24 protein-coding genes are annotated in these 23,655 nt (G+C 73.8%); 13 read left to right on the top strand and 11 right to left on the bottom strand.

What is annotated here, in order from left to right:
- Positions 1 to 17: 17 nt before the first annotated feature.
- Entirely contained in the window at positions 18 to 1,607 is a 1,590-nt protein-coding gene (locus F7P10_RS31775) for an AMP-binding protein (RefSeq protein ID WP_254716126.1), read from the bottom strand.
- A gap of 82 nt (positions 1,608 to 1,689) precedes the next feature.
- Between F7P10_RS31775 and F7P10_RS31780 the strand changes: the two genes are divergently transcribed.
- Entirely contained in the window at positions 1,690 to 2,325 is a 636-nt protein-coding gene (locus F7P10_RS31780) for a maleylpyruvate isomerase N-terminal domain-containing protein (RefSeq protein WP_151015056.1), read from the top strand.
- Between the two features lie 16 nt (positions 2,326 to 2,341).
- Here F7P10_RS31780 and F7P10_RS31785 read toward each other — a convergent pair whose 3' ends face one another.
- The 4 genes from F7P10_RS31785 to F7P10_RS31800 all read right to left on the bottom strand — a co-directional run bounded on the left by F7P10_RS31785 (position 2,342) and on the right by F7P10_RS31800 (position 7,903).
- On the bottom strand, positions 2,342 to 3,418 hold the full coding sequence (locus F7P10_RS31785) for an alanine racemase (RefSeq protein ID WP_218040208.1): 1,077 nt from the start codon (positions 3,416 to 3,418) through the stop codon (positions 2,342 to 2,344).
- On the bottom strand, positions 3,415 to 5,061 hold the full coding sequence (locus F7P10_RS43655) for an IucA/IucC family siderophore biosynthesis protein (RefSeq protein ID WP_151015060.1): 1,647 nt from the start codon (positions 5,059 to 5,061) through the stop codon (positions 3,415 to 3,417). The genes F7P10_RS31785 and F7P10_RS43655 overlap by 4 nt, the downstream gene beginning before the upstream one ends.
- Complete coding sequence (locus F7P10_RS31795) at positions 5,052 to 6,506, bottom strand: IucA/IucC family protein (RefSeq protein WP_254716127.1); 1,455 nt, start codon at positions 6,504 to 6,506, stop codon at positions 5,052 to 5,054. The genes F7P10_RS43655 and F7P10_RS31795 overlap by 10 nt, the downstream gene beginning before the upstream one ends.
- A gap of 218 nt (positions 6,507 to 6,724) precedes the next feature.
- Positions 6,725 to 7,903 (bottom strand): acetyl-CoA carboxylase biotin carboxylase subunit family protein, encoded by a 1,179-nt coding sequence (locus F7P10_RS31800; protein ID WP_151015064.1) that lies wholly within the window; start codon positions 7,901 to 7,903, stop codon positions 6,725 to 6,727.
- A 133-nt stretch (positions 7,904 to 8,036) separates the two neighbouring features.
- On the opposite strand from F7P10_RS31800, the gene F7P10_RS31805 reads away from it, so the two are divergent.
- Positions 8,037 to 8,645: an HD domain-containing protein gene (locus tag F7P10_RS31805; RefSeq protein ID WP_151015066.1), complete on the top strand. Its 609-nt coding sequence runs from the start codon at positions 8,037 to 8,039 to the stop codon at positions 8,643 to 8,645.
- Here F7P10_RS31805 and F7P10_RS31810 read toward each other — a convergent pair.
- The gene (locus F7P10_RS31810) at positions 8,631 to 8,969 is read right to left on the bottom strand and encodes a DUF4031 domain-containing protein (RefSeq protein ID WP_151015068.1); all 339 of its coding nucleotides are present in this window, start codon (positions 8,967 to 8,969) and stop codon (positions 8,631 to 8,633) included. The two genes, F7P10_RS31805 and F7P10_RS31810, sit on opposite strands and share 15 nt — an antisense overlap.
- A gap of 95 nt (positions 8,970 to 9,064) precedes the next feature.
- Between F7P10_RS31810 and F7P10_RS31815 the strand changes: the two genes are divergently transcribed.
- The gene (locus F7P10_RS31815) at positions 9,065 to 10,447 is read left to right on the top strand and encodes a dipeptidase (protein ID WP_151018420.1); all 1,383 of its coding nucleotides are present in this window, start codon (positions 9,065 to 9,067) and stop codon (positions 10,445 to 10,447) included.
- Positions 10,448 to 10,462: 15 nt separating this feature from the next.
- On the top strand, positions 10,463 to 11,374 hold the full coding sequence (gene nudC, locus F7P10_RS31820) for an NAD(+) diphosphatase (protein ID WP_151015070.1): 912 nt from the start codon (positions 10,463 to 10,465) through the stop codon (positions 11,372 to 11,374).
- A gap of 77 nt (positions 11,375 to 11,451) precedes the next feature.
- Here the strand turns inward: nudC and F7P10_RS31825 are convergent, their stop codons facing one another.
- Positions 11,452 to 11,742 (bottom strand): mycoredoxin, encoded by a 291-nt coding sequence (locus tag F7P10_RS31825; protein ID WP_151015072.1) that lies wholly within the window; start codon positions 11,740 to 11,742, stop codon positions 11,452 to 11,454.
- A 155-nt stretch (positions 11,743 to 11,897) separates the two neighbouring features.
- Here F7P10_RS31825 and F7P10_RS31830 point away from each other — a divergent pair, with 155 nt between their 5' ends.
- From F7P10_RS31830 to F7P10_RS31850, 5 genes are all read left to right on the top strand, one after another.
- Positions 11,898 to 13,967 carry an ATP-dependent DNA helicase UvrD2 gene (locus F7P10_RS31830; protein WP_151015074.1) on the top strand — a complete coding sequence of 690 codons (2,070 nt, stop codon included), beginning with the start codon at positions 11,898 to 11,900 and terminating at the stop codon, positions 13,965 to 13,967.
- 83 nt (positions 13,968 to 14,050) lie between these two features.
- Positions 14,051 to 14,911: an acyl-CoA thioesterase II gene (gene tesB, locus F7P10_RS31835; protein ID WP_151015076.1), complete on the top strand. Its 861-nt coding sequence runs from the start codon at positions 14,051 to 14,053 to the stop codon at positions 14,909 to 14,911.
- 213 nt (positions 14,912 to 15,124) lie between these two features.
- Positions 15,125 to 15,526, top strand: a complete 402-nt coding sequence (locus F7P10_RS31840; protein ID WP_151015078.1) for a hypothetical protein — start codon at positions 15,125 to 15,127, stop codon at positions 15,524 to 15,526.
- 121 nt (positions 15,527 to 15,647) lie between these two features.
- Entirely contained in the window at positions 15,648 to 15,926 is a 279-nt protein-coding gene (locus F7P10_RS31845; RefSeq protein WP_051300364.1) for a WhiB family transcriptional regulator, read from the top strand.
- Positions 15,927 to 16,131: 205 nt separating this feature from the next.
- Positions 16,132 to 16,311 (top strand): hypothetical protein, encoded by a 180-nt coding sequence (locus F7P10_RS31850; RefSeq protein ID WP_151015080.1) that lies wholly within the window; start codon positions 16,132 to 16,134, stop codon positions 16,309 to 16,311.
- A gap of 196 nt (positions 16,312 to 16,507) precedes the next feature.
- Here the strand turns inward: F7P10_RS31850 and F7P10_RS31855 are convergent, their stop codons facing one another.
- Positions 16,508 to 17,839, bottom strand: coding sequence for an AarF/ABC1/UbiB kinase family protein (locus F7P10_RS31855; RefSeq protein ID WP_151015082.1), 1,332 nt, complete (start codon positions 17,837 to 17,839; stop codon positions 16,508 to 16,510).
- Between the two features lie 187 nt (positions 17,840 to 18,026).
- Here F7P10_RS31855 and F7P10_RS31860 point away from each other — a divergent pair, with 187 nt between their 5' ends.
- The 3 genes from F7P10_RS31860 to F7P10_RS31870 all read left to right on the top strand — a co-directional run bounded on the left by F7P10_RS31860 (position 18,027) and on the right by F7P10_RS31870 (position 20,192).
- A complete protein-coding gene (locus F7P10_RS31860; protein WP_254716128.1) occupies positions 18,027 to 18,815 on the top strand; it encodes an enoyl-CoA hydratase/isomerase family protein in 789 nt (262 codons plus the stop codon).
- Positions 18,816 to 18,975: 160 nt separating this feature from the next.
- Positions 18,976 to 19,566, top strand: a complete 591-nt coding sequence (locus F7P10_RS31865) for a M48 family metallopeptidase (RefSeq protein ID WP_254716129.1) — start codon at positions 18,976 to 18,978, stop codon at positions 19,564 to 19,566.
- On the top strand, positions 19,563 to 20,192 hold the full coding sequence (locus tag F7P10_RS31870) for a hypothetical protein (protein WP_151015086.1): 630 nt from the start codon (positions 19,563 to 19,565) through the stop codon (positions 20,190 to 20,192). The genes F7P10_RS31865 and F7P10_RS31870 overlap by 4 nt, the downstream gene beginning before the upstream one ends.
- A gap of 14 nt (positions 20,193 to 20,206) precedes the next feature.
- On the opposite strand, the gene F7P10_RS31875 is transcribed toward F7P10_RS31870, so the two are convergent.
- From F7P10_RS31875 to F7P10_RS31880, 3 genes are read right to left on the bottom strand one after another with little or no spacing between them, the layout of a single operon-like run.
- The gene (locus F7P10_RS31875; RefSeq protein ID WP_151015088.1) at positions 20,207 to 20,785 is read right to left on the bottom strand and encodes an NUDIX hydrolase; all 579 of its coding nucleotides are present in this window, start codon (positions 20,783 to 20,785) and stop codon (positions 20,207 to 20,209) included.
- Positions 20,782 to 20,958, bottom strand: coding sequence for a hypothetical protein (locus F7P10_RS42800; protein WP_176611744.1), 177 nt, complete (start codon positions 20,956 to 20,958; stop codon positions 20,782 to 20,784). Before F7P10_RS42800 ends, F7P10_RS31875 begins: the two co-directional genes overlap by 4 nt.
- Positions 20,955 to 22,355 carry a zinc-dependent metalloprotease gene (locus F7P10_RS31880; protein ID WP_151015090.1) on the bottom strand — a complete coding sequence of 467 codons (1,401 nt, stop codon included), beginning with the start codon at positions 22,353 to 22,355 and terminating at the stop codon, positions 20,955 to 20,957. The genes F7P10_RS42800 and F7P10_RS31880 overlap by 4 nt, the downstream gene beginning before the upstream one ends.
- Before the next feature lie 91 nt (positions 22,356 to 22,446).
- Between F7P10_RS31880 and F7P10_RS31885 the strand changes: the two genes are divergently transcribed.
- A complete protein-coding gene (locus F7P10_RS31885) occupies positions 22,447 to 23,532 on the top strand; it encodes an NAD-dependent epimerase/dehydratase family protein (protein WP_151015092.1) in 1,086 nt (361 codons plus the stop codon).
- Positions 23,533 to 23,655 lie beyond the last annotated feature (123 nt).

Here is a 23,655-nt window from a genome sequence, read left to right on the forward strand (position 1 = left end):
ACCGCGCCTGACCGCGCCTAACCGGGCAGGGCCTTCGCCCTGACCTTCCCGGTGCTCGTGCGGGGCAGCTCGTCGACGAAATGGACGTCCCGGGGCACCTTGTAGCGCGCGAGATGCTCCTTCACGTACCCCTTGAGGTCGTCCGCCCCGACATCGGCGCCGGGCGCCCGGACCACGTACGCGGCGAGGCGCTGCCCGAACTCGGCGTCGTCCACCCCGGTCACCGCCGCGTCCGCGACGTCCGGATGCTCGCCGAGCAGCGCCTCGACCTCGCCCGGGAATACGTTCTCCCCGCCGGAGACGATCATGTCGTCGGCGCGCCCGTCGATGAACAGCCGTCCCGCGCCGTCGAAGTGGCCGAGGTCGCCCGTGCCGGTCAGGCCGTCCCGCACCTGCTTGCCGCCGCCCCCGGTGTAGCCCGAGAAGCGCAGCCCGCCGCCGATGAAGATCTCCCCGGGCTCCCCGGCGGGGAGTTCCCGCCCGTCCTCGTCCAGGATCCGGATCGTGAGGCGCAGCGACGGGCGCCCGACCGTGCCGGGGGCGTCGCGCAGGTCGTCCGGCGTGGCGATGGTCGCCCAGCCGATCTCGGTCGCCCCGTACACGTTGATCAACACGTCGCCGAACCGCTCCATGAACGCGTCCGACACGTGCGGGTGCAGCGCCGAGCCGCCGCAGACGACCGTCCGCAGCGACGGCGCCTCGCCGGGGGCGTCCAGGATGCGCTGAAGCATGATCGGGACGGCGACGAGCGTCTCGGCCTCCGTCTCGGCGACCCTCCGCAGCGTGCTCCCCGCGTCGAAGCGGCGCGACAGCACCAGCGGCATGCCCATGCCGAGCCCGACCGTCGCGTAGGCGAACCCGAGCAGGTGGAACAGCGGGGGAGTGATCACGATCGGCGCGCCCGACCGGACCGGGACGCGCACGAGGTGCGTCAGCGCGGCGGGGATCATCGCGCGTGCCGACATCTCGTGCCGCGCCCCCTTCGGGGTGCCGGTCGTGCCGGACGTCATGATGATCACGTTGCTCGGCCGGTCCGGCTTGCGCGGTTCGGCGTCCGTCCGCTCGACCAGCGCGTCGATGCTCTCCGGCGCGGGCTCGTCCGTCCAGCCCAGCACCCGCGGGCCGGTGAACCCCGCGCCGTCCACGACCCCCGCGAACTCCTCGTCGTGGACGAGCAGCCCGACACCCTCGCGCTCGACGACGTCCGCGAGCTGCTTCGCCGAGAAGTCGGTGTTGAGGAGCACCACATCGGTGCCGAGCCTGGACGCCGCGAGCACCGCCTCGACGAACCCCCGGTGGTTGCGGCACAGGATCCCGATGCCGCCGCCCTCGCCGACCCGGTCGCGCAGCGCGGTCGCCAGCGCCGCCGCGCGCGCCTCCAGCTCCGCGTACGTCAGCTCGCCCCGCTCGTCGATGATCGCCGTCCGGGCGGGGAACCGCAGCGCCGCCATCGCCCCGATCGACGCCGGGACGGGCCCGTAGCGCCGGTAGGCGAGCTGCATCCGGACCGCCCGGTCGGGACGGACCGGGCGGAGCGCGCCCACGTCCCGGGCCGCGCGGACCGCCCGTACTCCCTGACTCGCGAACGAACGCACCCGATCGAGCACCGAAATCTCTCCCTTTGTCGGGAAGGTCGCTGTACCCATTAGACGGGAAGTTCAACGAGACGCAAAGGCTAGGGTGACTCCGATGCCAGCGAACCCCGAACCCGTCACCCCGGACGACCTCGACCGGGCCGTCCGGACCGCCCTCGACGCGCTGCGGAAGGTCCCGCCCGGCGCCTGGGACGGCGACCCCGCCTCGCTCGACTGGACCCGCTGGGAGACCGTCGAGCACATGAGCCACGCGCTCATGCTGTACGCCGCGCAGCTCGGGCCGCGCACGCCGCCGATGGACGGCAACGTGCCGTTCGCCCGAACGCCGCGCCGGCCCGAGGCACCCTCCACCGTGATCCGCGCCGACCCCGCCGCCGGACCCGACGGGCTCCTGCAGGTGCTCGAGTCCTGCGCGGCGCTGCTCGTCGCGCTGGCGCGCGTCACGCCGCCGGACGTCCGCGCCTACCACCTCTACGGCGCGTCCGACCCCGAGGGCTTCGCGGCGATGGGCGTCGTGGAGATGCTCCTCCACACCCACGACCTGATCGAGGGCCTGGACATCGCGTGGGACCCGCCCGCCGACGTCTGCGCGCGCGCTCTGCACCGCCTGTTCCCGGACGCCCCGCGCGACACGCCCCCGTGGCGGACGCTCCTGTGGGCGACCGGCCGCACCGACCTCCCCGACCGCCCCCGCCCGACCACCTGGCGCTGGCACGGCACCCCGCGTTGACCCCGGCCGCCGACGGTCAGCGGAGGTAGTGGAAGGCCGGTTTCGGGTGCATGAGGAAGTCGTGGTGGGAGATGTTCCACGCGTAGGCGCCCGCCATCGCGAACGCGACGACGTCGCCGGGGGCCAGGGGCGGGACGGGGACGTCGCTCGCGAAGACGTCCTTCGGGGTGCAGAGCTGGCCCACGAGGGTCGCGCGGCCGGACGGTGCGTCCTTCGAGGACAGGACCTCGAAGGGCTGGTCGTGCCCCTTGGTGACGGGGGTTCGCAGGTGATGCGTGCCACCGCGCAGGACGGCGTAGGTCTCGCCGCGGGTCGTCTTCACGTCGAGGACGTCGGTGACGTACCAGCCGTGGTAGGCGGTGAGGGCGCGGCCCGGTTCGACGCGGAGCCGCATCCCCGCGGGCAGGCCCTTGCCGTAGGCCGCCCAGTCGAAGCGGGTGCCGGGGGACGTGTAGTCGACGGCCATGCCGCCGCCGATGTTGATCTCGGGGTCGTCCACGCCGTGGTCGGCGAGGAACGGGAGGGCCCAGCCGACGATGCGGTCCGCGAGGTCGAGCATCGCGGGGGCGTCCAGGCCGGACGCCAGGTGCGCGTGGACGCCGCGGAGGGTGAGGGGCGTGCCGGGGATGCGGCGGGCGCACGCGTCGAGGGCCTCCTCGTCCATGCCGAAGGGGCCGCTCATGGCGAGGGCGGCGCCCGGCGTGCGGAACGGGAGGTTTGCGCGGAGAAGGACGGACCGGGGGCCGTGGGCCGCGAGGCGCGCGAGTTCGTTCGGGCTCTCGACGTGGACGCGGTCGACGCCGAGGCGAGCGGCGAGGGCCAGTTCGTCGTCCGTCTTGCCGGGGCCGCCGAACGCCAGGGGGGTGTGTGGGAGCGTCTCCCGGACGTGCGTCAGTTCGCCGCCCGATGAGACCTCGATCCCGTCCACGTGGGGTGCGACCGTGCGGAGTATCTGCGGGTCCGGGTTGGCCTTCGCGGCGTAGTACAGCTCGGTGGCGCCGAGGGCCGCGCGGACGGACGCGATGTGCTCGTCCAGGCCGCGCAGGTCGTAGACGTACGCGGGGAGGCGGTCGGGGACGTCGTCGGGGTTCACAGCGGCCTCGCCAGGGGGTTGGGTGCCGGGACGTACATGGCGCCGCGGTCGGCCGTCCGGGACCACCGGGCGCGCAGGTTCGCCTTCGCGGGCAGCGGCACCCCGGCGAGGAGCGCGCGGACCTGCGGGTGGCGGTCGTGGGCGGCGAAGTGGCGGCGGGCGGCGGGCCACAGCTCGAGCTCGGGGTGCAGATCGGCGACGGCGGCGGCGATCTCGGTGAGGTGGTTGATCAGGAGGCAGTAGACGACGCGGTTCCATCCCCGGTCGGGCGCGTAGGTGAGGCTCTCGGCGACGCGGGGCGGGAGGCCGCCGAGGTTCCAGCGGCCCTGGACGAGCTTGGTGCCTTCGAGGTCGCGGAACGCGGTGTGGATCGGCATGCCGTCCGGGTCCACGCAGACCAGGACGTTCTGCAGGTGCGGTTCCAGGACGACGCCATGGTCCAGGTACGCGCGCAGGACGGGTGGCGCGACGTGGGCCACGTAGGAGTCCCACCAGGCGAGGGCGCCCTCGGGGGTGGCCAGGGCGGGGAGGGAGGAGAGGAAGGTGCCGTAGGGGTCGGCCAGGGCGCCCGCGAGGAGTGGGGTGCCGGGGAGGTGCTGCACGCCCTGCCGCAGGATCACGCCCAGACCCTCGTACAGGCGCCTGTCTGCGAGCGTGACGGTTCGGTAGGCGGGCTCCGACAGGAGGGTGACGCCCATAGAGGCGAACACCGGATTCAAGAGGTCGTTCAGTGCGACCGCACCCGAGAGTTCGTACCACGCGTTCTTGCGCACGCAGTTGGTGATGCGCACGTCCAGGCTGAACTTGCAGAAGACGTCGGCGTCCGGAAGGTAAACGGTCCGGACGGACGACGTGGGGACGGCTTCCGCGCCGGACGGGCCCAGGTCGGTGACGAGTCCGGTGCGCAGGGCGCGGTGCAGGCGCTCGGAGAGCAGGGCGAGCTGCCACGGGTGCGCGGGAACCAGCCGGCGGCCCGGTCCCGGGGGCGGGCCGTGCTTCTCGAGGGCCGCGAACGCGTCCGGGTCGCCCTCTTCGGCGAGGAGATCCTCCGGGACGGCGAGCCAGTGCGGGCGGAAGCGCGCGCGGGCCTCCGGCGCGTACTTCAGCCAGTCGCGGGGCGCGCCCTGCCGCGACTTGGGCGACGGGTGGAAGCGGTGCCCGGCGACGAGCGACTGCTCGGACGCGATGTACCGGTCGCCGGACGGGCCGTCGCCGGACGGGCCGGCGGCGCCGTCCCCGTCGGCGCCGTCCCCCGCGGCGTCGGTCCGGGCGGCGAGGATCGCGGCGAGCGCGGTGCGGCTGTCGCCGACCTGGGCGAGGAACTCGGGGTTCGCCCGTCCGGTCGCGAGTTCCAGCTCGCCCGCGACGAGGTCGGCGAGCCGGTGCCAGGACGCGGGCGTCCAGACGTCACCGCGCCGCTCCTCGTACGGGGGTTCGAGCCGGAAGGTCGGGCCGGCGGGCGGTCTGGCGAGGCCGGTGCGCAGCACGACGTCGGCCCGGGGAAGCCGCACGACCAGGTGCGCGCCGTCCGCCCGGACCTGCTGCTCGGGCGCGCAGACCTCCCGGATCAGGCAGTTCAGCAGCGCGGTCGAGGTGGCGTCGTCGGCCGTGAGGGCCGGGGTCGCGGATCCGGTCAGCAGCACGTGGTGTCCCGTAGATAGTTGGGCCCGGCCGGGCCGTAGTGCTTGTTGATGTCGGCGGCGCCGGTCCTGGCCTTGTCGACGAGGGTTCCGGCGGTGACCATGGCCTTGCCCGGCAGCGTCGCGGCGTCCAGCGTGCGGGCGCGCAGGAACGCGTCGCCCGGCCCGAGCGCCGCGGCGAGCCGGTCGCGGACGAGCGCGCGCCCCGTCCGCCAGGGCAGGAGCCCGCGTTCGGCCAGGCCGAGGGCGGGCGCCGCCGCGCACAGGTGCAGCGTGATGGTGACGAAGACGCGGGCCAGGGCGTCGGGGTCGTCGGTCGTCATGCGACGGTCGATGAGGTTCCGGGGATCGGTGTCCGGGTCCGGGGGGAGGCGGGCGCGGAGCCGGGCGGGGTCGATGAGCGCGCCGTCGTTGTCCTTGAGCAGGAGGCGCAGAGGGCCGTCGGCCGTGTCACCGGGCAGGACGAGCGACACGTTCTGCTGGTGCGCCTCGAGGGCGATGCCGTAGCGGAACAGGGTGACGTTCCAGGCGAACAGTGCGTCGAGGTAGGAGGCGAACAAGGCCTCGACGTCCCAGCGTTCGATGACGTGACCGCGTTCGGGTGTCTCGGCCAGTAGCGCCGCGACGGGGACGACGTGCGCGCGCGCCGTCTCGGCCGGAAAGCGCCTCACGAGGTAGCCCAGCAGCGGGTTCTGCGCGTGCCCGTAGGTCTGCTCGTCCGCCAGCAGGACGGGCAGGGACGGTTCGCGGTCGAGGACCCGCCGCAGGATCCGTTCGACGAGCGCCCCGTCCGGCAGCGTGCCCGGCATGATCGTGCGGCGGTTGCGCAGCCCGAGGGTGCTCGTCGGCAGCGGCACCTTGACGTGCGCGAGCGGCGCCGCGGCGACCGTCCGCATCGACAGCGTCGGCCTGACCCGCAGGTACGGCTCCGGGGCGAGGACGGCGCCGGGCTGCTCGCGGACGCCGGACGCGGCGAGCGGGTGCACCGGGAAGAGCGCGTCCGCGGACGGGAGCCCGACGTCGGACGGGGCGGGCCACCACGGCGGCGGGTCGCCCGCCAGGATCGCGCCGCGGACGGACGCCCAGCGCAGCGGGAACGCGGGACCGAACTCGGGCGCGTACCGGCTCAGGTCGGCCAGGCTCAGCCCGGCCCGGCCGAGGCTCGTGGGATGGACCGGGTGCTCGGTGAAGGCGGCGAGGGTCTCGTAGAACACACCGGGGCCGGTGCGCAGCTCGTCCGGTATGCGGCCGAGGCGGCGGAACACGGCGGGCCGGGCGTCGCCGTGCAGCTTGGCGGTGGCGAGCGCGTCCCGGCACTCGCGCTCGAACGCGCCGACGTCGTCGGTGGGGTCGGCGAGGAGCCGTACGGCACGGAAGACGTCGTCCAGCGTCAGGTTCTGCGCCGGGTCCACTTCGACATCCGACAGGAACGCCGGGCGCGCTTCCACAAGCCGTATCCGACGACTTGGCAACTGCAGGCTCTCCTCCCGGATCAGCCCCTGCAAGCCCGCGTAGTTCTCTCGCAGCAACGCGTCCACGACACGCGCGGCCAAGCGGCCCTCAAGGTTCGCGGAAGGCGTGCCCGCGGCCTGCGTGCCCGAGGCTGGGGTGCCCGAGGCAGGGGTGCCCGAGGCAGGGGTGTCCATAGGTGCAGGGTCGGCCTCGGTCACGCGATCGTCCACTCGTGGGCCGCGCGGAAACGGGCGAGGGCCGCCCGGACGTCGTCCGGTCCGGGGCCGATGGCGCGCACGGTGCCGAGGTAGTCCCGGTTCGTCCGGGTCAGCGCGACCTCGTCGCCGACGGTGCGCTGCGGCCGGTACGCGAGCCGCACGCCGCCGTCGTCCAGCTCGACGGGGCCGGGCGCGGCCGTGAGGCGGCCCGCGCGGTCGGCGATGACCGGCTCGGCGACGGCGTGCCCGCGCGGCCGCGGGACGGCGGGGGGCAGCCGCGAGCCGAGGTGCGCGCGCAGGATCTGCTCGTGCAGGGGGACGCCCAGCAGGTCGGCGAGCAGGAAGTCGCAGTGGTCGCCGATCAGCCGGTAGTTCACCTCGATGATCCGGGCGCGGCCCTCGTGGACGGCGAACTCGGTGTGGCACGCGCCGAACCCGGCGCCGAGCGCCGCCAGCTGCTCGAGGACCTGCGGCGTCTCCGGCGGGGGAGGCGCCCATTCGAGACGTTCCTCGACGAAGTGGGGCGGTGGTGACACGTCCGTACGGAACGACCCGAGCACCCGCACCTCGTGGCCGTCCCCGAGCGTCTCCAGCGTGTGCAGCGCGCCGGGGAGGTACTCCTCGGCGACGAGCGGGTCCGCGCGCCGCGCCCCGATCTCCGCGACCCGGGCCCGCAGCTCGCGCGCGTCCCGCACCAGGAAGACGTCCTCGCTGGCCACGCCCTCGCGCGGCTTGAGGACGAGCGGGTACGGCGCGTCGGCGGGCACCGCGCGGGCGTCGGCCGCGAAGACCGGGTCGAGGTGCGCGAGGTGGCGGCGCGCCAGCGCCTTGTTCTTCGCCCGCGCGGCGGCCCGCCAGTCCTTGCCGGGGAGCCCGAAGTACGCGGCGGCGAGCGCGGCCGGGGCCTGCAGGAAGTCGCTGTTGGAGAAGATCCCGGCGGGTTCGGCGGCCGCCCCGGCGCCGGCGGCGCGGTCGGCGATCCGGTGGACGACGTCCCGGAAGTCGGAGACGTCGCATCCGACGACCGCGACGACCGGTGCGGGGAGGTCCGTGTGCGCGGCCGGGCGGTCGGTGAGCACGATCACGTCGAGCCCCAGGCGCGCGGCGGCGGGGAGGAATCCGTGCGTCACCGAGTCGGTCGCCTTCCCGGCGACCAGGTAGAGGGAGGCGGGCACGCGTGGCCCTTTCCAATGAGGTAAGCCTTGCCTAACTCCAGATCATCAACCATAGTGGCCGGGCGAGACCGCCCGGGCAAGAACGATGACACCGCGTGTCTCCCGCCGTCCCAAGATCCGTCAAGATGGGGACATGGATTTCATCGAGCGCTGGGTCGCGCTGGCCGGGCCGCACACCCGGCACATCGGCGCGGAACTCGACGCCCGCTACGGCGAGCCGCACCGCAGGTACCACACCCGCGAGCACCTCGCCGCCGTCCTCGACCTGGTCGACGAGCTCGCCGGCCACGCCGCGTCCCCCGACGCCGTCCGCCTCGCCGCCTGGTTCCACGACGCCGTCTACGACCCCGAGCGCGCCGACAACGAGGAGCGCAGCGCCCGCCTCGCCGAACGCATGCTCGCCGACACCGACCTGGACCCCGGCGACGTCGATCGGGTCGTCCGGCTCGTCGAGCTGACCGCCGGGCACGCGCCCGAGCCCGGCGACCGCGACGGGCAGGTGCTGTGCGACGCCGACCTCGCGATCCTCGGCGCCGGACCCGACGCCTACGCCGCCTACGCCGCCGCCGTCCGCGCGGAGTACGCGTTCGTCCCCGAGGAGCTCTACCGGGCCGGGCGCGCCCAGGTGCTCGAATCGCTGCTCGCGCTGCCGTCCCTTTTCAACACGCCACCGGCCCGCGCGCGCTTTGAGGAGACGGCCCGGCACAACATCCGGACGGAACTGGCGCTACTGAGAGCCTGACTCCGCGACGGACGTGCGCGCCTTCGCGACGGTCGAGCCGGTCGCCGAGCGCGCGCGCAGCGCACCCCGCACGACCTTCCGCTGACGCAGGCCCGCACGGGTCAGCCTCAGCAGCAGCTCCTGGCAACCCACCGGAACCGCCCCCTGCGCGACCGCCGCCTGGTACAACTCGGACGGGACGTCGTAGTGGTCGCGGTCGAACGCGCGCGGCGGCATCCCCAGTTCCTCCGCGAACGCGTGCAGCTCCGCGTAGGACACGTCGCTGACCATGTGCGACCACACCCGGCCGCGCGCGGGCCACAGCGGCGGATCGATGAGGATCAAGAGGCCCTCCCGTGGGCGAGTGCGGCGATCCCGTACTGTGCACGACAGTACGACGACATGCAAAGGGGCATGGAGTGAACGACTCGGTCGAGAACATCGACGTGGTCGGATACATCAGCGAGGAGCGCGACCGGTTCATCGCGGACCTGAAGGAATGGCTGGCGATCCCGTCCATCTCCGGGGATCCCGCCCACGTCGGCGACGTCCGGCGGTCCGCCGACTGGCTCGCCGCCCACCTGCGCGGCCAGGGCTGGCCGACCGTCGAGATCTGGGACACCCCCGGACTGCCCGCCGTCTACGCCGAATGGCCCGCCGCCGACCCGGACGCACCGTCCGTCGTCGTGTACGGGCACCACGACGTGCAGCCCGTCGAACCCCTCGCGGAATGGGACACCGACCCCTTCACGCCCGTCGAGGACGGCGACCGCCTCATCGGGCGCGGCGCGTCCGACGACAAGGGCCAGGTGTTCTTCCACACCCTCGGGCTCCGCGCCCTGCTCGCCGCGTCCGGCGCGCAGGCCCCGCCCGTCACCGTGAAGCTGCTGGTGGAGGGCGAGGAGGAAGCCGGCTCCCTGCACTTCGCCGACCTGCTGCGCACCCACCGCGACCGGCTCGCCTGCGACGCGATCGTGATCAGCGACACGACGATGTGGGCGGCGGACGTCCCGTCCATGTGCACCGGCATGCGCGGCCTCACCGAGGTCGAGGTGACGCTGCGCGGCCCCGCGACCGACCTGCACTCCGGCTCGTTCGGCGGCGCGGTCCCGAACCCGCTGCACGCGATGGCGGCGCTGCTCGCCGGCCTGCACGACGCCGCCGGACGCGTCACGCTGCCCGGCTTCTACGACAATGTCGTCCCGCTCACGGGCGATGAGCGGGCCCTGTTCGCCAAGCTCCCCTTCGACGAGGACGCGTGGCTCCGCACCGCCGGGAACAGCCGCGCCCCGCACGGCGAGGACGGCTACACGACCCTCGAGCGGATCTGGGCGCGGCCCACCGCCGAGATCAACGGCATGTGGGGCGGCCACACCGGCGCCGGCGGCAAGACGATCGTGCCCCGCGACGCGCACGCCAAGATCTCGTTCCGGCTCGTCGCCGGCCAGGACCCGGTCACGGTGCAGGAGTCCTTCCGCGCCTGGGTCGCCGAACGGACCCCGCCCGGCGTCGAGGCCGAGGTGCGGATCCCCGGCGGCGGCGTCCGGCCCTGCTTCTCGCCGATCGACTCGCCCGGCGTGCTCGCCGCGCGCCGCGCCATGGAGCGGGCGTTCGGCCGCGAGGTGCTGTTCACCCGCGAGGGCGGCAGCGGCCCCGAGGCCGACCTCGCCGACGTCCTGGCCGCGCCGCTGATCTTCGTCGCGGTCGGGCTGGACGACGACCGCATCCACGCGCCGAACGAGAAGGTCGAGATTCCACTACTGCTCAAGGGCGCCGAGGCCGCCGCCCACCTGTGGGACGAGCTGGCCGGCGCCCTGCGCTGAACCTGGGGGAAACACATGACGGTGACCGACGGCCCGCTCGAGTGGCTCGCGCTGTCGCGCGGCACGCTGGACCGCGCCGCGGAGCGGCGCGACGACGACGCCTGGCTCGCGGCCGCGTGGGACGACCCGCGCACCCGCGTCCTGCCGGTCCACGAGGGCCGGGCGCCCGTCGTCCTCGAGCCCGCTCCCGCGCTCGTGTTCGTCCCGCCCGCGCAGGCCCCCGCCGGCGACCGCCGGCTCCTCGGCGTGGACGAGGACGGCACCGCCTACTTCACGGTCGCCGGGGAGTTCGCCGTCGAGGGGGCCGAACGCGCCGGGCTCCGCCGCGTCGGCGCGATCCTCGGCGACCGCGACTCCGGCCTGCTCACCCACGCCGTCGCGCTCGAGCACTGGCACGCCACCCACCGCTACTGCCCCCGCTGCGGCGCGCAGACGCGGGTGGCGCAGGCCGGTCACGTCCGCGTCTGCCCGGCGGACGGCGCGCAGCAGTTCCCCCGCGTCGACCCCGCGGTCATCATGCTGGTCACCGACCCGGACGACCGCGTCCTGCTCGCCCGCGGCCCGCAGTGGCCCGCCGACCGCCGCTCGATCCTCGCCGGGTTCGTCGAACCCGGCGAGTCCCTCGAACAGGCCGTCGCGCGCGAGGTCCTCGAGGAGGTCGGCCTGCACGTCCGGGACGTCCGCTACCTGGGCAGCCAGCCGTGGCCGATGCCGCGGAGCCTCATGCTCGGCTTCACCGCCGTGACCGACGAGACCGGGCTGCGCCCGGACCCCGCGGAGATCCTGGACGCCGGCTGGTACACCCGCGAGGAACTGCGGGCCGCGATCGACGCGGGCGAGATCGTCGCCCCCGGCCCCCTGTCCATCGCCGCGCAGCTGATCATGCGCTGGTACGGCGGCGAACTGCCCCACATGCCCCCGTTCTGACGGAGGGTCCGCGGGACCAGAAAGCCCGCCGACCGGGCAGGTGCTCGGTCGGCGGGCCTTCCTCGGAAGTCTCGGCCTCAGCCCTCGGCGGCGAGTTCCGCCAGGTGGCGCTTGACTTCCTTCGCGCTCGGGTTGGTGAGGACGACCTTGTCCCCGACGAGGACGGTCGGGACCGTCTGGTTCCCGCCGTTCACGCTCATCACGAACTCGGCGGCCTTCGGGTCGCGCTCGATGTCGATCTCGACCATCTCGATCCCGTCCCGGGCGAGCTGGCTCTTGAGGCGCCGGCAGAAGCCGCACCAGGTGGTCGTGTACATGGTGAGCTGCCCGGCGGGCACCTCGGCCCGGTCGGCGGTGGGCGTCGCCATCGGTGCGTCGTCCTCCCTGTTCGTCCAAATGGTCGGCGCGTGATCGCGCGTACGGAAGAACACTAGATGCCCGATTCGCATTCCGTCCGGTCAACGGTCGTCCACAATTCGCGGGGCGGGCCGATCCGGTCGGTGACTGCTGCGACCATGGGGGGATGTTGAGCGAGTCGGTGCTGGAGGGACTGGATCCCGAGCAGCGGGCGGTCGCCGAGGCGGTGCGGGGGCCGGTGTGCGTCCTGGCGGGGGCCGGGACGGGCAAGACGCGGGCGATCACGCACCGCATCGCGTACGCCGTGCACACCGGCGTGATGGCGCCGCAGCGGGTGCTCGCCGTGACGTTCACCAACCGCGCGGCGGGGGAGCTGCGCGGACGGCTGCGGACGCTCGGCGCCCCGGGCGTCCAGGCCCGGACGTTCCACGCGGCGGCACTGCGGCAGCTCACCTACTTCTGGCCGCGCGTGGTCGGGGGCGAGCCGCCGAAGATCCTGGAGTCCAAGATCCGGGTGGTCGCGGACGCGGCGCGCGAGATCGGGGTGTCGCTGGGCGGCGGGGAGTTGCGGGACGTCGCGGGCGAGATCGAGTGGGCGAAGGTCACCCAGCACCGCCCCGAGGACTACGCGGCGGCCGCGGCGCGGGCCGGGCGGCGGCCGTCGGCCGAGATCGCCGACGTGGCCCGCACGTACGCGATGTACGAGGAGCTGCGGCGGCAGCGCAACCTGCTCGACTTCGAGGGGATGCTGGAGCTGACCGCCGCCGTGCTCACCGAGCACGACGAGGTCGCCAAGCAGGTCCGCGACCAGTACCGGTACTTCGTCGTGGACGAGTTCCAGGACGTCAACCCCCTGCAGAAGATGCTCCTGGACGTCTGGCTCGGCGACCGCGACGACCTGTGCGTCGTCGGCGACCCCAACCAGACGATCTACTCGTTCACCGGTGCGAGCGCCGCGCACCTCCTGAACTTCACCGCCGACCACCCCCGCGCGAAGATCGTCCGGCTCGTCCGCGACTACCGGTCGACGCCGCAGGTCGTGGGGCTGGCGAACGGGCTGCTGGGGCGGGCGCCCGCGTCCGGCCACAAGCTGGAACTCGTGGCGCAGCGGGGGGCCGGGCCCGAACCGGCGTTCCACGAGTACGACGACGAGATCGCCGAGGCCGACGACACCGCGCGCCGGGTCCGCAAGCTCGTGGACGAGGGCGTCCCCGCGCGCGAGATCGCGGTCCTGTTCCGGACGAACGCGCAGTCGGAGGCGTACGAGTCGGCGCTCGCCGCGGCGAACGTTCCGTACGTCCTGCGGGGCGCGGAGCGGTTCTTCGAGCGGCCCGAGGTCCGGGAGGCGGTCGTCCGGCTGCGCGGTGCGGCCCGCGCCGGCGCCGACGCCGAGACCGACGGGACCGGCCTGATCCGGACGGTCCGGCACGTGCTGTCGGGCGCCGGGTTCGCCGACCGCCCGCCCGAGGGAGCGGGCGCGGCGCGGGCCCGCTGGGAGTCGCTGGCCGCGCTGGCGCAGCTCGCCGAGGACATGGCCGCCGACAACCCGAAGGCGGGCCTGCCCGAGTTCGTCGCCGAGCTGGAGGAGCGCGCCGCGGCGCAGCACGCGCCGCCGCTGGAGGGCGTCACGCTCGCGTCCCTGCACGCCGCCAAGGGCCTGGAGTGGGACGCGGTGTTCCTCGTGGGGCTCGCCGAGGGCATGCTCCCGATCATCTACGCCAAGACGCCCGCCCAGGTCGAGGAGGAGCGCCGCCTGCTCTACGTGGGTATCACGCGCGCGCGCGTCCACCTGGCCCTGTCGTGGGCGCTGGCGCGCTCGCCGGGCGGTGCGCAGGCGCGGCGCCCGTCCCGGTTCCTGGACGGCCTCACCGGCAAGACCGCGACGCACACGCCCGCCCGTCTCGACCGGTCGGCCAAGCGGCGTCCCGCGAAGGGCCCGCAGCCGTGCCGGGTCTGCGGGCGCCCGCTGACGGCCGCCGTCGAGCGCAAGCTGGGCCGCTGCGAGGACTGCCCGGTCGAGCTGAACGAGGAACTGCTGATCGCCCTCAAGGAGTGGCGCGCCGGGGTGTCGGACGAGCAGCGGATCCCGGCGTACGTCGTGTTCACGGACGCGACGCTCCAGGCGATCGCCGAGCACCGTCCCGAGTCGATGGAGGAACTCGCGCGGATCCCGGGTGTGGGGAAGGTCAAGCTCGACCGGTACGGCGAGGCGGTTCTCGGCCTCTGCGGCCTCTGACCTGGCCCTTCGGGGGCCCGCGAGCACGGCGCGCCCAGGGGTGAGAGGCCGGTCACTCAGGTGGATGGGGGAGACTGTCGGGCGTGAAGGAGACTCTGAAGGCTCTGCTGGACCTGCTGGACCTCGAGCAGATCGAGAACGACATCTTCCGCGGCCGCACGGACGACGAGCGGCGGCAACGCGTCTTCGGAGGGCAGGTCGCGGGCCAGGCGCTCGTCGCCGCCGGCCGCACCGTCCCGGTGAACCGTCCCGTGCACTCCCTGCACGCCTACTTCCTGCGGCCGGGCGACCCGCTCGTCCCGATCGTCTACACGGTCGACCGGGTCCGGGACGGCCGCTCCTTCACGACCCGCCGCGTCACGGCCGTCCAGCACGGCAAGGCGATCTTCACGCTGTCGGCGTCGTTCCAGATCGTCGAGGACGGCCCGGCGCACCGGGCGGCGATGCCGGACGCGCCCGCCCCCGAGACCCTCCCGGACTCCCTCACCCGGCTGACGCCCCTGTTCGGACGGCGCGGCGCCGAGGAGTTCGTGAGCCGCCGGCCCATCGACATCCGGCACGCCACCCCGCTGACCTGGGAGGCGGCCAAGGACCCGGCACTGGCCACGCCGGAGTCGAAGGTGTGGCTGAAGGTGGACGGGGAGCTGCCGGACGACCCGCTGCTGCACGTGTGCCTGATGACGTACGCGTCCGACATGACGCTGCTCGACACCGTCCTGCTCAACCACGGCCTCGCCTGGGGCGACCAGCGGACCATGGGTGCCAGCCTCGACCACGCGATGTGGTTCCACCGCCCGTTCCGCGCGGACGACTGGCTGCTGTACTACCAGGACACCCCGTTCGCCGGGGGCGCCCGCGGGCTGGCCCGCGGGCAGGTGTTCACCCGCTCCGGGGAACTGGTGGTGTCGGTGATGCAGGAGGGCCTCATCCGCGTGTCGGACTGATCGTCCCCGCAGGGGTCTCCCGAGAGTTTCGACGCCGGAATCAGGGCCGGGGTTCCCGGCGAATCCGGTGAACTGAGCCACAAACCCGCAGGTCAAAAATACCTTGCTGGATTTGCCGAAGTCCCCGTAGTCTCTTACGCGAGCAATCAGGCGGCCGTCTGGTGGATCTTGATCCGCCCGGCCCGAGGAGCCAGAGAGGTGGTGTGCAGTCCGGTGATCTACACGTTGTTCGCGAACACGCCGTCCCGGAACGCCACGCGCCCCGGCGCCTCGAAGGCCTATTCCCCGGTGTCCGTCGACACCCTGCGCAAGCCGAGACTGCGCAACGGGTCCACCGACGCCGGGCATGAGCCGAGCGGCGGATCGATCCTCGGCACCGAGGCGATCCTCGCCGACGGGCGTTGTGCCGAATTCGGCGAACTGCGGCGTGGCCCGCGCGATCTCCGTGATCTGCGCGACGTCCGTCGTGCGCAGCGATTCCAGGACGAGCAGGGGTGGAGTGTCTTCGAGCACCTCCTCGAAGACGTGACCATCCAGGCTTCGGCCACGGCCCGCGAGGGCGCCACCCTGATGGGCGGCGTGTCGGGTCCGCACCCCTGGAGGCGACCGGTCTAGCAAGACACCGGCAAGCCCCCAGGCCGCGGATCCAGACACCGGATCCGCGGCCTTTCCATTTGCCCAGACAACCCACCGACACGCCCGTTGAGATCCAACGAGAGGAACAAGGGTGACTGTGATGCAGGGGGCTCTCGCAGTGAGCGAAGAGGACCTCACGCTTCCGTGCCGGACCGACCCGGAGCTGTTCTTCGCCGAGGACCCCGCCGACGTCGAGCTCGCCAAGGCGCTCTGCCAGGAGTGCCCCGTCCGCAAGCAGTGCCTCGCCGGGGCCCTCGAGCGGAAGGAGCCCTGGGGCGTCTGGGGCGGTGAACTGTTCGTCCGCGGCGTGATCGTGCCGCGCAAGCGTCCCCGTGGCCGCCCGCGCAAGCACCCCCGCCCGGAAGATGTAACCGTCTGAGGGACGGACGGCGGCAGCCGCTCACTCGAGCACCGATGCGGCGACCGCGGGTGACGAGCCCAGGTCGCGACCCGCAGCCGGCCTCCGGTGGGGAGGGGCATTCCGGAAGGGATGCGCCTCCCCGGCGGAGGAAACGAAACGAAAACACCCGAAAGGGAAATATCACCCGAGGGGCGAATGCGGCGCCCCCGGGGAGGACGACGAGATGACGACGATGACCGAAGGACCCGACGAGCTGGCCGTCCGGGTGCGCGCCCTGCGCCGCGCCCGCCGGGACGCGCAGATCCGCGCGTCGCGCGTCCGGCGCGTCCTGCTCGCCCCCACGGCCGGACCCGACCCGTACGCGCTCCCGCGCGGCCGTCCACGGAGGCACGGCCGGGCCTGAGGCCGACGGCCGACGGGTCGCAGGCGGCTCGCCCGCCGCCCGGTGTCCGGTTCCGGACACCGGACGGCGGCGGACGGCCTCCCCGGCGGCTTTCCGGAGGCGTCCGGCCCCCCACTGCCGGACGCCACGAAGAAGGGCCCCGCGCGCCTGCTCGGCGCGCGGGGCCCTTCGCTCGTTCGTCCGGGAGCCGTCCCCGTCAGCCGGTGACGAGCTCCTCGTCCTCGTCGTCGGCGAAGCCGGGGATCCACGCGAGGGACTCCGCGCGGGCCGGGATCTCGCAGTCGAGCTGGCAGAGCACGCCGGTGCCGGCCGACAGGACGCGGTGGATGATCACGTACTCGGGCGGCAGGTTGAGCTGCCGGACCACGTTGGTCGGGCGCAGGTCGGTGACGCGGGCGGCCTGGTCGCGCAGCCACTCGCGGTTGAACGCGAACGTCTCGGTGACGAACGGCTCGGTGATCGGCGCGAGGAAGGCCTGCAGCGACTCGGCGTCGATGTCGACGTCCTCGCGGATGAAGTCCTCCCGGCGGAGGGCCTCCTCGACCTCGTCGATGTCGGCCATCGTGCCGATGCGCAGGAGGAGGCCGAGCCGCTGCTGGAACCCGCCGGGGATGTGGTCGACGGCGCCGAAGTCCATGACGCCGAGGCGGCCGTCCTCCAGCAGCCGGAAGTTGCCCGGGTGCGGGTCGCCGTGCAGGAGCTCGGAGCGCTTCGGACCCGACAGCAGGAACCGGCAGTACAGGAGGGCGGCGTGGTTGCGGGTCTCCTGGTCGCCCTCGGCGATGATCTTCGAGAGCGGGGTGCCGTCCATCCACTCGGTGACCAGGACGTCCCCGGCCTGGGCGATCACCTCGGGGATGTAGAAGTCGGGGTCGTCGAGGTAGGCCTCGCGGATGATCGTCTGCGACTCGGCCTCGATCTCGTAGTCGAGTTCCTCGACCACCCGCTCCTTGAGCTCGGCGAGCATCGTCTTGACGTCGAGGCCCGGCATCAGCACGCCGAACAGCCTGCCGACGCGGGCGAGCTGGTTGAAGTCGCTGATCAGGGCCTTGCCCGCGCCGGGGTACTGCACCTTCACGGCGACCGTCCGGCCGTCGTGCCAGACGGCCTTGTGGACCTGCCCGATGGACGCCGCGGCGGCGGGCTCGTCGTCGAACTCGGCGAACGAGTCGCGCCAGTCGTCCCCGAGCGCCTGGGCCAGCACCTTGTGCACGGCCGCCGCGGGCAGCGGGGGAGCGGCCTCCTGCAGCTTGGTCAGGGTGGCGCGGTACGGACCGGAGATCTCCGGCGGCAGCGCCGCCTCGAAGATCGACAGCATCTGGCCGAGCTTCATCGCCCCGCCCTTGAGCTCGCCGAGCACCTTGAACAGCTGCTCGGCGGTGCGCGTCTGGATCTCCATGGCGACGGCCTCGGCCGGCCGCCCGAAGGTCCGCTTTCCCACACCCAGGGCGGTGCGCCCCGCGAAGCCGATGGGGAGGGACGCCAGCTTTGCTGACCGCGTCACCGCGCGGCGCGGAAGATCGCTCACCCGGACATTCTCGGCGATCGGCCGCCGTTTCCGCCACAGATCCGGACGAACAATCCGGGGGGCCGGAAACGGCGCACTCGCGTGACCAGTGCAAATGTGGTAAGTGTGCGCTTTCTCACGCGTTATGGTCGGTGCCCGCCGGACCCGGCCGGTCCTGCCGGGGCCCCCGCAGGGTACGGTGCGTCCCGTGTCCGAAGAGCTGCTGGTCGAACGCCGCCCCGACGGAATCGTCGTTCTCACGCTGAACGATCCGGAGCGCCGCAATGCGATGGCCGACGCCATGACCGCCGCCTGGAAAAAGGCCGTCGCGGATCTGCGCGCCGATCGGGACGTGCGCTGCGTCGTGGTCACCGGCGCGGGCGGCGCGTTCAGTTCCGGCGGCGATCTCTCGTGGCTCGCCGACACGAACTCCGTGGCCGTCCCGGCGCTGCGCGACCGGATGCTGGAGTTCTACCGGACGTGGCTCGCGATCAGGGACCTGGAGGTCCCCACGATCGCCGCCGTCAACGGGCACGCCGTCGGCGCCGGGCTGTGCCTCGCGCTGGCCTGCGACCTGCGGTACGCGTCCGCCGACGCCAAGCTCCTCGCCCCGTTCACCGCCCTCGGCCTGCACCCCGGCATGGCCGGGACCTGGCTGCTCCCCGAGGTCGCCGGGCTGCCGCTCGCCCGCGAGATGCTGCTCACCGGACGCGTCCTGACGGGTGCCGAGGCCGAGACGTCCGGCCTGGTCAACCGTGCCGTCCCCCGGGAACGGGTGCTGGCGGAGGCGCTGGAGGCCGCCGGCCGGGTCGCCGCGCAGGCCCCCGTCGCGACGCGGCTCACGAAGGTCGCGCTGGCCGGCGGCGGCCACCCCGACATGGAGTCCGCGCTGCGCTGGGAGTCGCTCGCGCAGCCCGTCACGATGGCCACCAGGGACATGGTCGAGGGCCTCGCCGCCCAGCGGGAACGCCGCGCGCCGCGCTTCACCGGCGAATGATCAATACCACGGATCGGGGCGCGTAGCGGCCGGGAACGGCCCCGTCAAGGTTGCGCGGGCGTGTTGCGGCCCCTATGGGGTGGTTAAAAGATGGTGTCTGACCTGCGATAACGTCAAACACCCCCTGTGGCGGACGCAAATTTTTGGGTACGGTTCTGGCGTGCCCCCAAACGTTGAGGTCCGCCGCAGCTCCCGCCGCCGGCGGACGGTGTCCGCCTACCGCGACGGGGACAAGGTGGTGGTGATGGTTCCGTCCAGGCTGAGCAAGGCCGAAGAGGAACAGTGGATCGCGACCATCCTGGAACGGCTGGAGGAGCGCGAACGCAAACGGCGTCCCAGCGACGCCGACCTGCAGTCCCGCGCCCGCGAACTGTCCCGCCGTTACCTGGACGGCCGTGCCGAGCCCGTCAGCATCCGCTGGGTCGACAACCAGCGCACCCGCTGGGGATCGTGCACTCCCGAGGACGGGACGATCCGGCTCTCCACGCGGCTGCGCGGCATGCCCGGCTGGGTCGTCGACTACGTCCTCGTCCACGAGCTGGCGCACCTGCTGATCCCCGGTCACGGCGCCGACTTCTGGGAACTGGTCGGCAACTACCCGAAGGCCGACCGCGCCCGCGGCTACCTCGAGGGCGTCGCCGCCGCCGCGCACCTGCCCATGGAGGCGGACGCGCCCGGCGACGACCCCGGCAAGGACGCCCACCGGGGCGACGCGCTGCACCGCGACCAGCGGTACGGGGTCGCCGGGTGAGCTCCGCCCGCCACGCCGCGGTGCTGTCGCACGCCCGCGGCCGTCCCGGTGCGGCCCCGCCCGGCGTCGACCCGGACGAGTTCAGGCTCGCCCTCCTCGAGGACGCCTACGAGGTCGTCGCCGGGCTCGAGCTGGTCACCCCGGCCCTCGTGCTGGACCCGCCCGACCAGCCGGACGCCGAAGCCGTCACGTGGCCCGGCACGGCGATCGTCCGCGCGGCCGCCCCGCCGGACGCCTTCGCCGCGCTGCACGCCGCCGGGGCGGCGGAGGCCGTGCTGGTCGCGGGCGACGCCCCCGACCTGCCGCCGCTGCTGATCGGCAAGCTGTTCCGGGCGCTCGGGCAGGCCCCGGCGGCCGCGTGCGCCGCCCGTCCGGACGGGCTCGTCGCGCTCGCCGCCCGGCTGCCGCTGCCCGGCTGGCTCGCCGCCGCGCTCGCCGAGACCGACCTCGACACCCCCGACGCGCTCGCCCGGCTCCGCGGCGCCGCGCCGCGCGCCGGGCTCGTCCCGCAGGGACCCGGCTGGCACCGCATCCGCACCCCCGCCGACCTGGAGAACCTCGATCCGGGCCTGGAGGGGTGGGAGAATACCCGGGCCCTGCTGGAGGGGCACCCGCTCCGGGGCTGACCCGGGCCGCCCCCTCAGGACGCGACGGCCCGCGCGACGAGGCGGCGCAGCGCGTCGTCCGTCGGCTCGGGCAGCGCGTCCACCGGGAACCAGGCGAGGTCGTCGGACTCGTCGCTCACCACGTGCCGCGCGCCCGCCGGGGCGACCGCCGCGTACTGGACGTCCAGGTGCCACGAGCCCTGCGGATGGCAGCGCACCGCGTGCCGGTCGAGCTGCACCGGCCCGTCGCCCAGCAGCCGCAGGCCGCGGATGCCCGACTCCTCCGTCGCCTCCCGCAGCGCCGCGGCCGCCAGCGTCCTGTCGACCTGCTCCAGGTGACCGCCGAGCTGCAGCCACGACTTGATCTTCGAGTGCAGCGTCAGCAGCACCCGGGTGCGCGTCGGGTCGAGCACGAGCGTGCTCGCGGTGATGTGCCCGGCCGCGCACTCCCGCCACAGACCGTCCAGCGTGTGATCGCGCATGTGCCGCATGAAGTCGAGCGCCAGTTCGCGTTGGACGTCGTCCGGCGGGCGCCACCGGCGCAGCACGTCGGTCACGTTCTTGCCGAGCGTGACCGTGGCGAGCAGGCGATCACGATCCGTGTCACCCGTCATGCGCGCCCGATGCGCGGGTAGCGGGAGTTGACGAGGTGGCGGCGCCGGCGCTCCTGATCGATGGGACGCTGCCAGCACAGGCTCGCCCGCGCGACCCGCCGCCGGATCGCGTTCGTGGACGAACCCGGCTCGTACCGGCAGCCGCTCACCCGGTGCGGCCGCTCCCGCCTCACCGCTGCGGCCCCGCGTCGCCGGTCCCGCCGTCCCCGTCCTTCCCGTCGCCCCCGCCGTTCTCGCCCTCGTCCTCCGGCTCGCCGGCGGGCTCGGCCGGGCCCTCGCCCTTGGTGAGCTTCGACAGGTCCAGGTCCGACAGGGCGTCCTCGCGGCCGTGCACGAACCCGTCCGGGTCGTCCAGGTCGTCCGAGGTCGGCAGCAGGTCCGGGTGGTCCCACACCGCGTCGCGGCCCTGCACGCCCCGCACGTCCGTCAGCGTCCGCCACAGCGCCGCCGCCTCGCGCAGCCGCCGGGGCCGCAGCTCCAGCCCCACCAGCGTCGCGAACGTCCGCTCCGCCGGGCCGCCGGTCGCGCGGCGCCGCCGCACCGCCTCGGCCAGCTTCCCGGACTCGGGCAGCCGGTCGCCCGCCACCTGGTTGACGACCGTGTCGACCCAGCCCTCGACCAGCGCGAGCGTCGTCTCCAGCCGGGCCAGCGCCGCCTTCTGCCGCGGCGACTCCTCCGGCTGCAGCGAGATCTCCCCGCCCAGCGCGTCCTGGATCGCCTGCGGGTTGCTCAGGTCGAGGCCCTGCACGGCCTGCTCGATGCCCGACAGGTCGACGGTGATGCCGCGCGCGTACTCCTCGACCGCGCCCAGCAGGTGCGACCGCAGCCACGGGACGTGCGCGAACAGCCGCTGGTGGGCCGCCTCGCGCAGCGCCAGGTACAGCCGCACCTCATCGTCGGACACCTCCAGACCCGACCCGAACGCCTCGACGCCCGCGGGCAGCAGCGCCCCGACGCCGTCCGGCGCCAGCGGCAGGCCCACGTCCGCCGAACCGGTCACCTCCCGGGCCAGCTCGCCGAGCGCCTGCCCGGCCTGCCCGCCGACCATCGCACCGGCCATCTGCTTGACCATGCCGATCAGCGGCCCGGCCATCGCCTGGACGTCCGCGGGGATCTCGCCGCCGCCGAGCGCGCCGCCCATGGACTCGACCATGCGCGTGGCGATCGGGTCGCAGACCTTCGCCCACACCGGCAGCGTCTGCTCGACCCACTCCGACCGGCTCCACGCCTGCGGCGTCCGGATGCCGGCGGGCAGCGTCGTGCCCTCGTCGAGCCACAGCTCGGCCAGCCGCAGCGCCTCCTCGACCTGGCGCCGCTCGGCGTCCACGATCGACGGGTCGCCCTTCTCGGCGACCGCGTGCCGCGCGATGTTCTTGGCCAGATCCCAGTTCAGGGGGCCGCCGCCGGGGCCGCCCGCACCGGGCGCGCCCTGGCCGCCGATCATGTCGGCGAACCGGTGCAGCATGTCGGCGAACTGCGCCATGTCGCCGCCCATGGCCTTGAATGGATCCTGGGGCCGGTCGTCGTCTCCGTCACCGGGACGGTTGAAGCCGAAGGGTGTGTCACTCATATCGGTTCGCCCCTGGGATGCATGATGGGCTCATATCCGCAACGTTAGCCGGTCCAGGCAAGGTCGCGAACAAAAGGAAGGGGGCACCTCCGTGGCAACGGGCAAGGTTCGCCCTCGGCGTAGCAAGGGCCCGGTCGTCGCGGTCACCGGCGCGGCCACCGGGGCGGGGCGGCTGCTGGCCGCCCGGCTCGCCGAGCGCGAGGAGATCCGCAAGGTCGTGGCCATCGACGGGCAGCGGGGCGATGTGCCCGGAGTCACCTGGCGCGTCATGGACGTCCGCGACCCCCTGCTGTCCGGGCGGCTGTCGGACGTCGACGTGATCGTCCACCTCGACGTCGAGCAGTCGCCCGAGATCGAGCAGCGCGAGCGCCGCACCCACAACGTGCGCGGGGCGCAGACCGTCGTCACCGCCGCGGCCGCCGCGCGCGTCCGCCGGGTGGTGCTCGTCACCAGCGCCATGGTGTACGGCGCCGAACCCGGCAACGACGTCCCGCTCCCCGAGGACGCGCCGCTGCTCGCCGAGGCCGACACCGGCATCGCCGGAGACCACCTGGAGATCGAGGAGCTCGCCGCCACCGCGCCGCTCGCCCATCCCGGGCTCGAGATCACCGTCGTCCGTCCGGCCGCGCTCGTCGGGCCCGGCGTCGACACGCTCGTCACCCGCCATTTCGAGGCCCCGCGGCTGCTGTCGGTCAAGGGCAGCACCCCCGGCTGGCAGTTCTGCCACCTCGACGACCTCGCCTCCGCCCTCGACGTGATCGTCACCGAGCACCTCACCGGCCCCGTCGCCGTCGGCTGCGAGGGCTGGCTCGGCCCCGAGGAGGTCGCCGAGATCACCGGCAAGCGCGGCTTCGAGCTGCCCGCCGCCCTCACCTTCGGGACGGCCCAGCGCCTGCACCGCCTCGGCATGACCCCGGCACCCGCCACCGAACTGCGCTACGTCGCCTACCCGTGGGTCGTCGACTGCGCCCGGCTGCGCGCCGCGGGCTGGAAGCCGATGTACGACAACGCCGCCGCCCTGCGCGGGCTGATGGACGAGATCGCCGGACGGCACGCGGTCGTTGGGCGCCGCGTCGGCGGCCGCGAGGCCGCCGCCGCGACCGCCGCGGGCGCCACCGTCGCCGCGATCGGCGCCGCCGCGGCCATCAGGCGGGCCCGCAGGCGCCGGCGTGTTTGATTGCACCGCCCTCGGCGTCAGGCCCTGGGGGCCTTCCTTCAACGGGCGCTGCGGTGCGATTGCTGCATCGCTCCGACTCGCCCAGGGGCTCGCTGCGCGATCGGATTCTCGCTTCGCTCGAAT

Origin of the sequence: Actinomadura sp. WMMB 499, assembly GCF_008824145.1 — a bacterium.
Classification (GTDB): Bacteria; Actinomycetota; Actinomycetes; order Streptosporangiales; family Streptosporangiaceae; genus Spirillospora.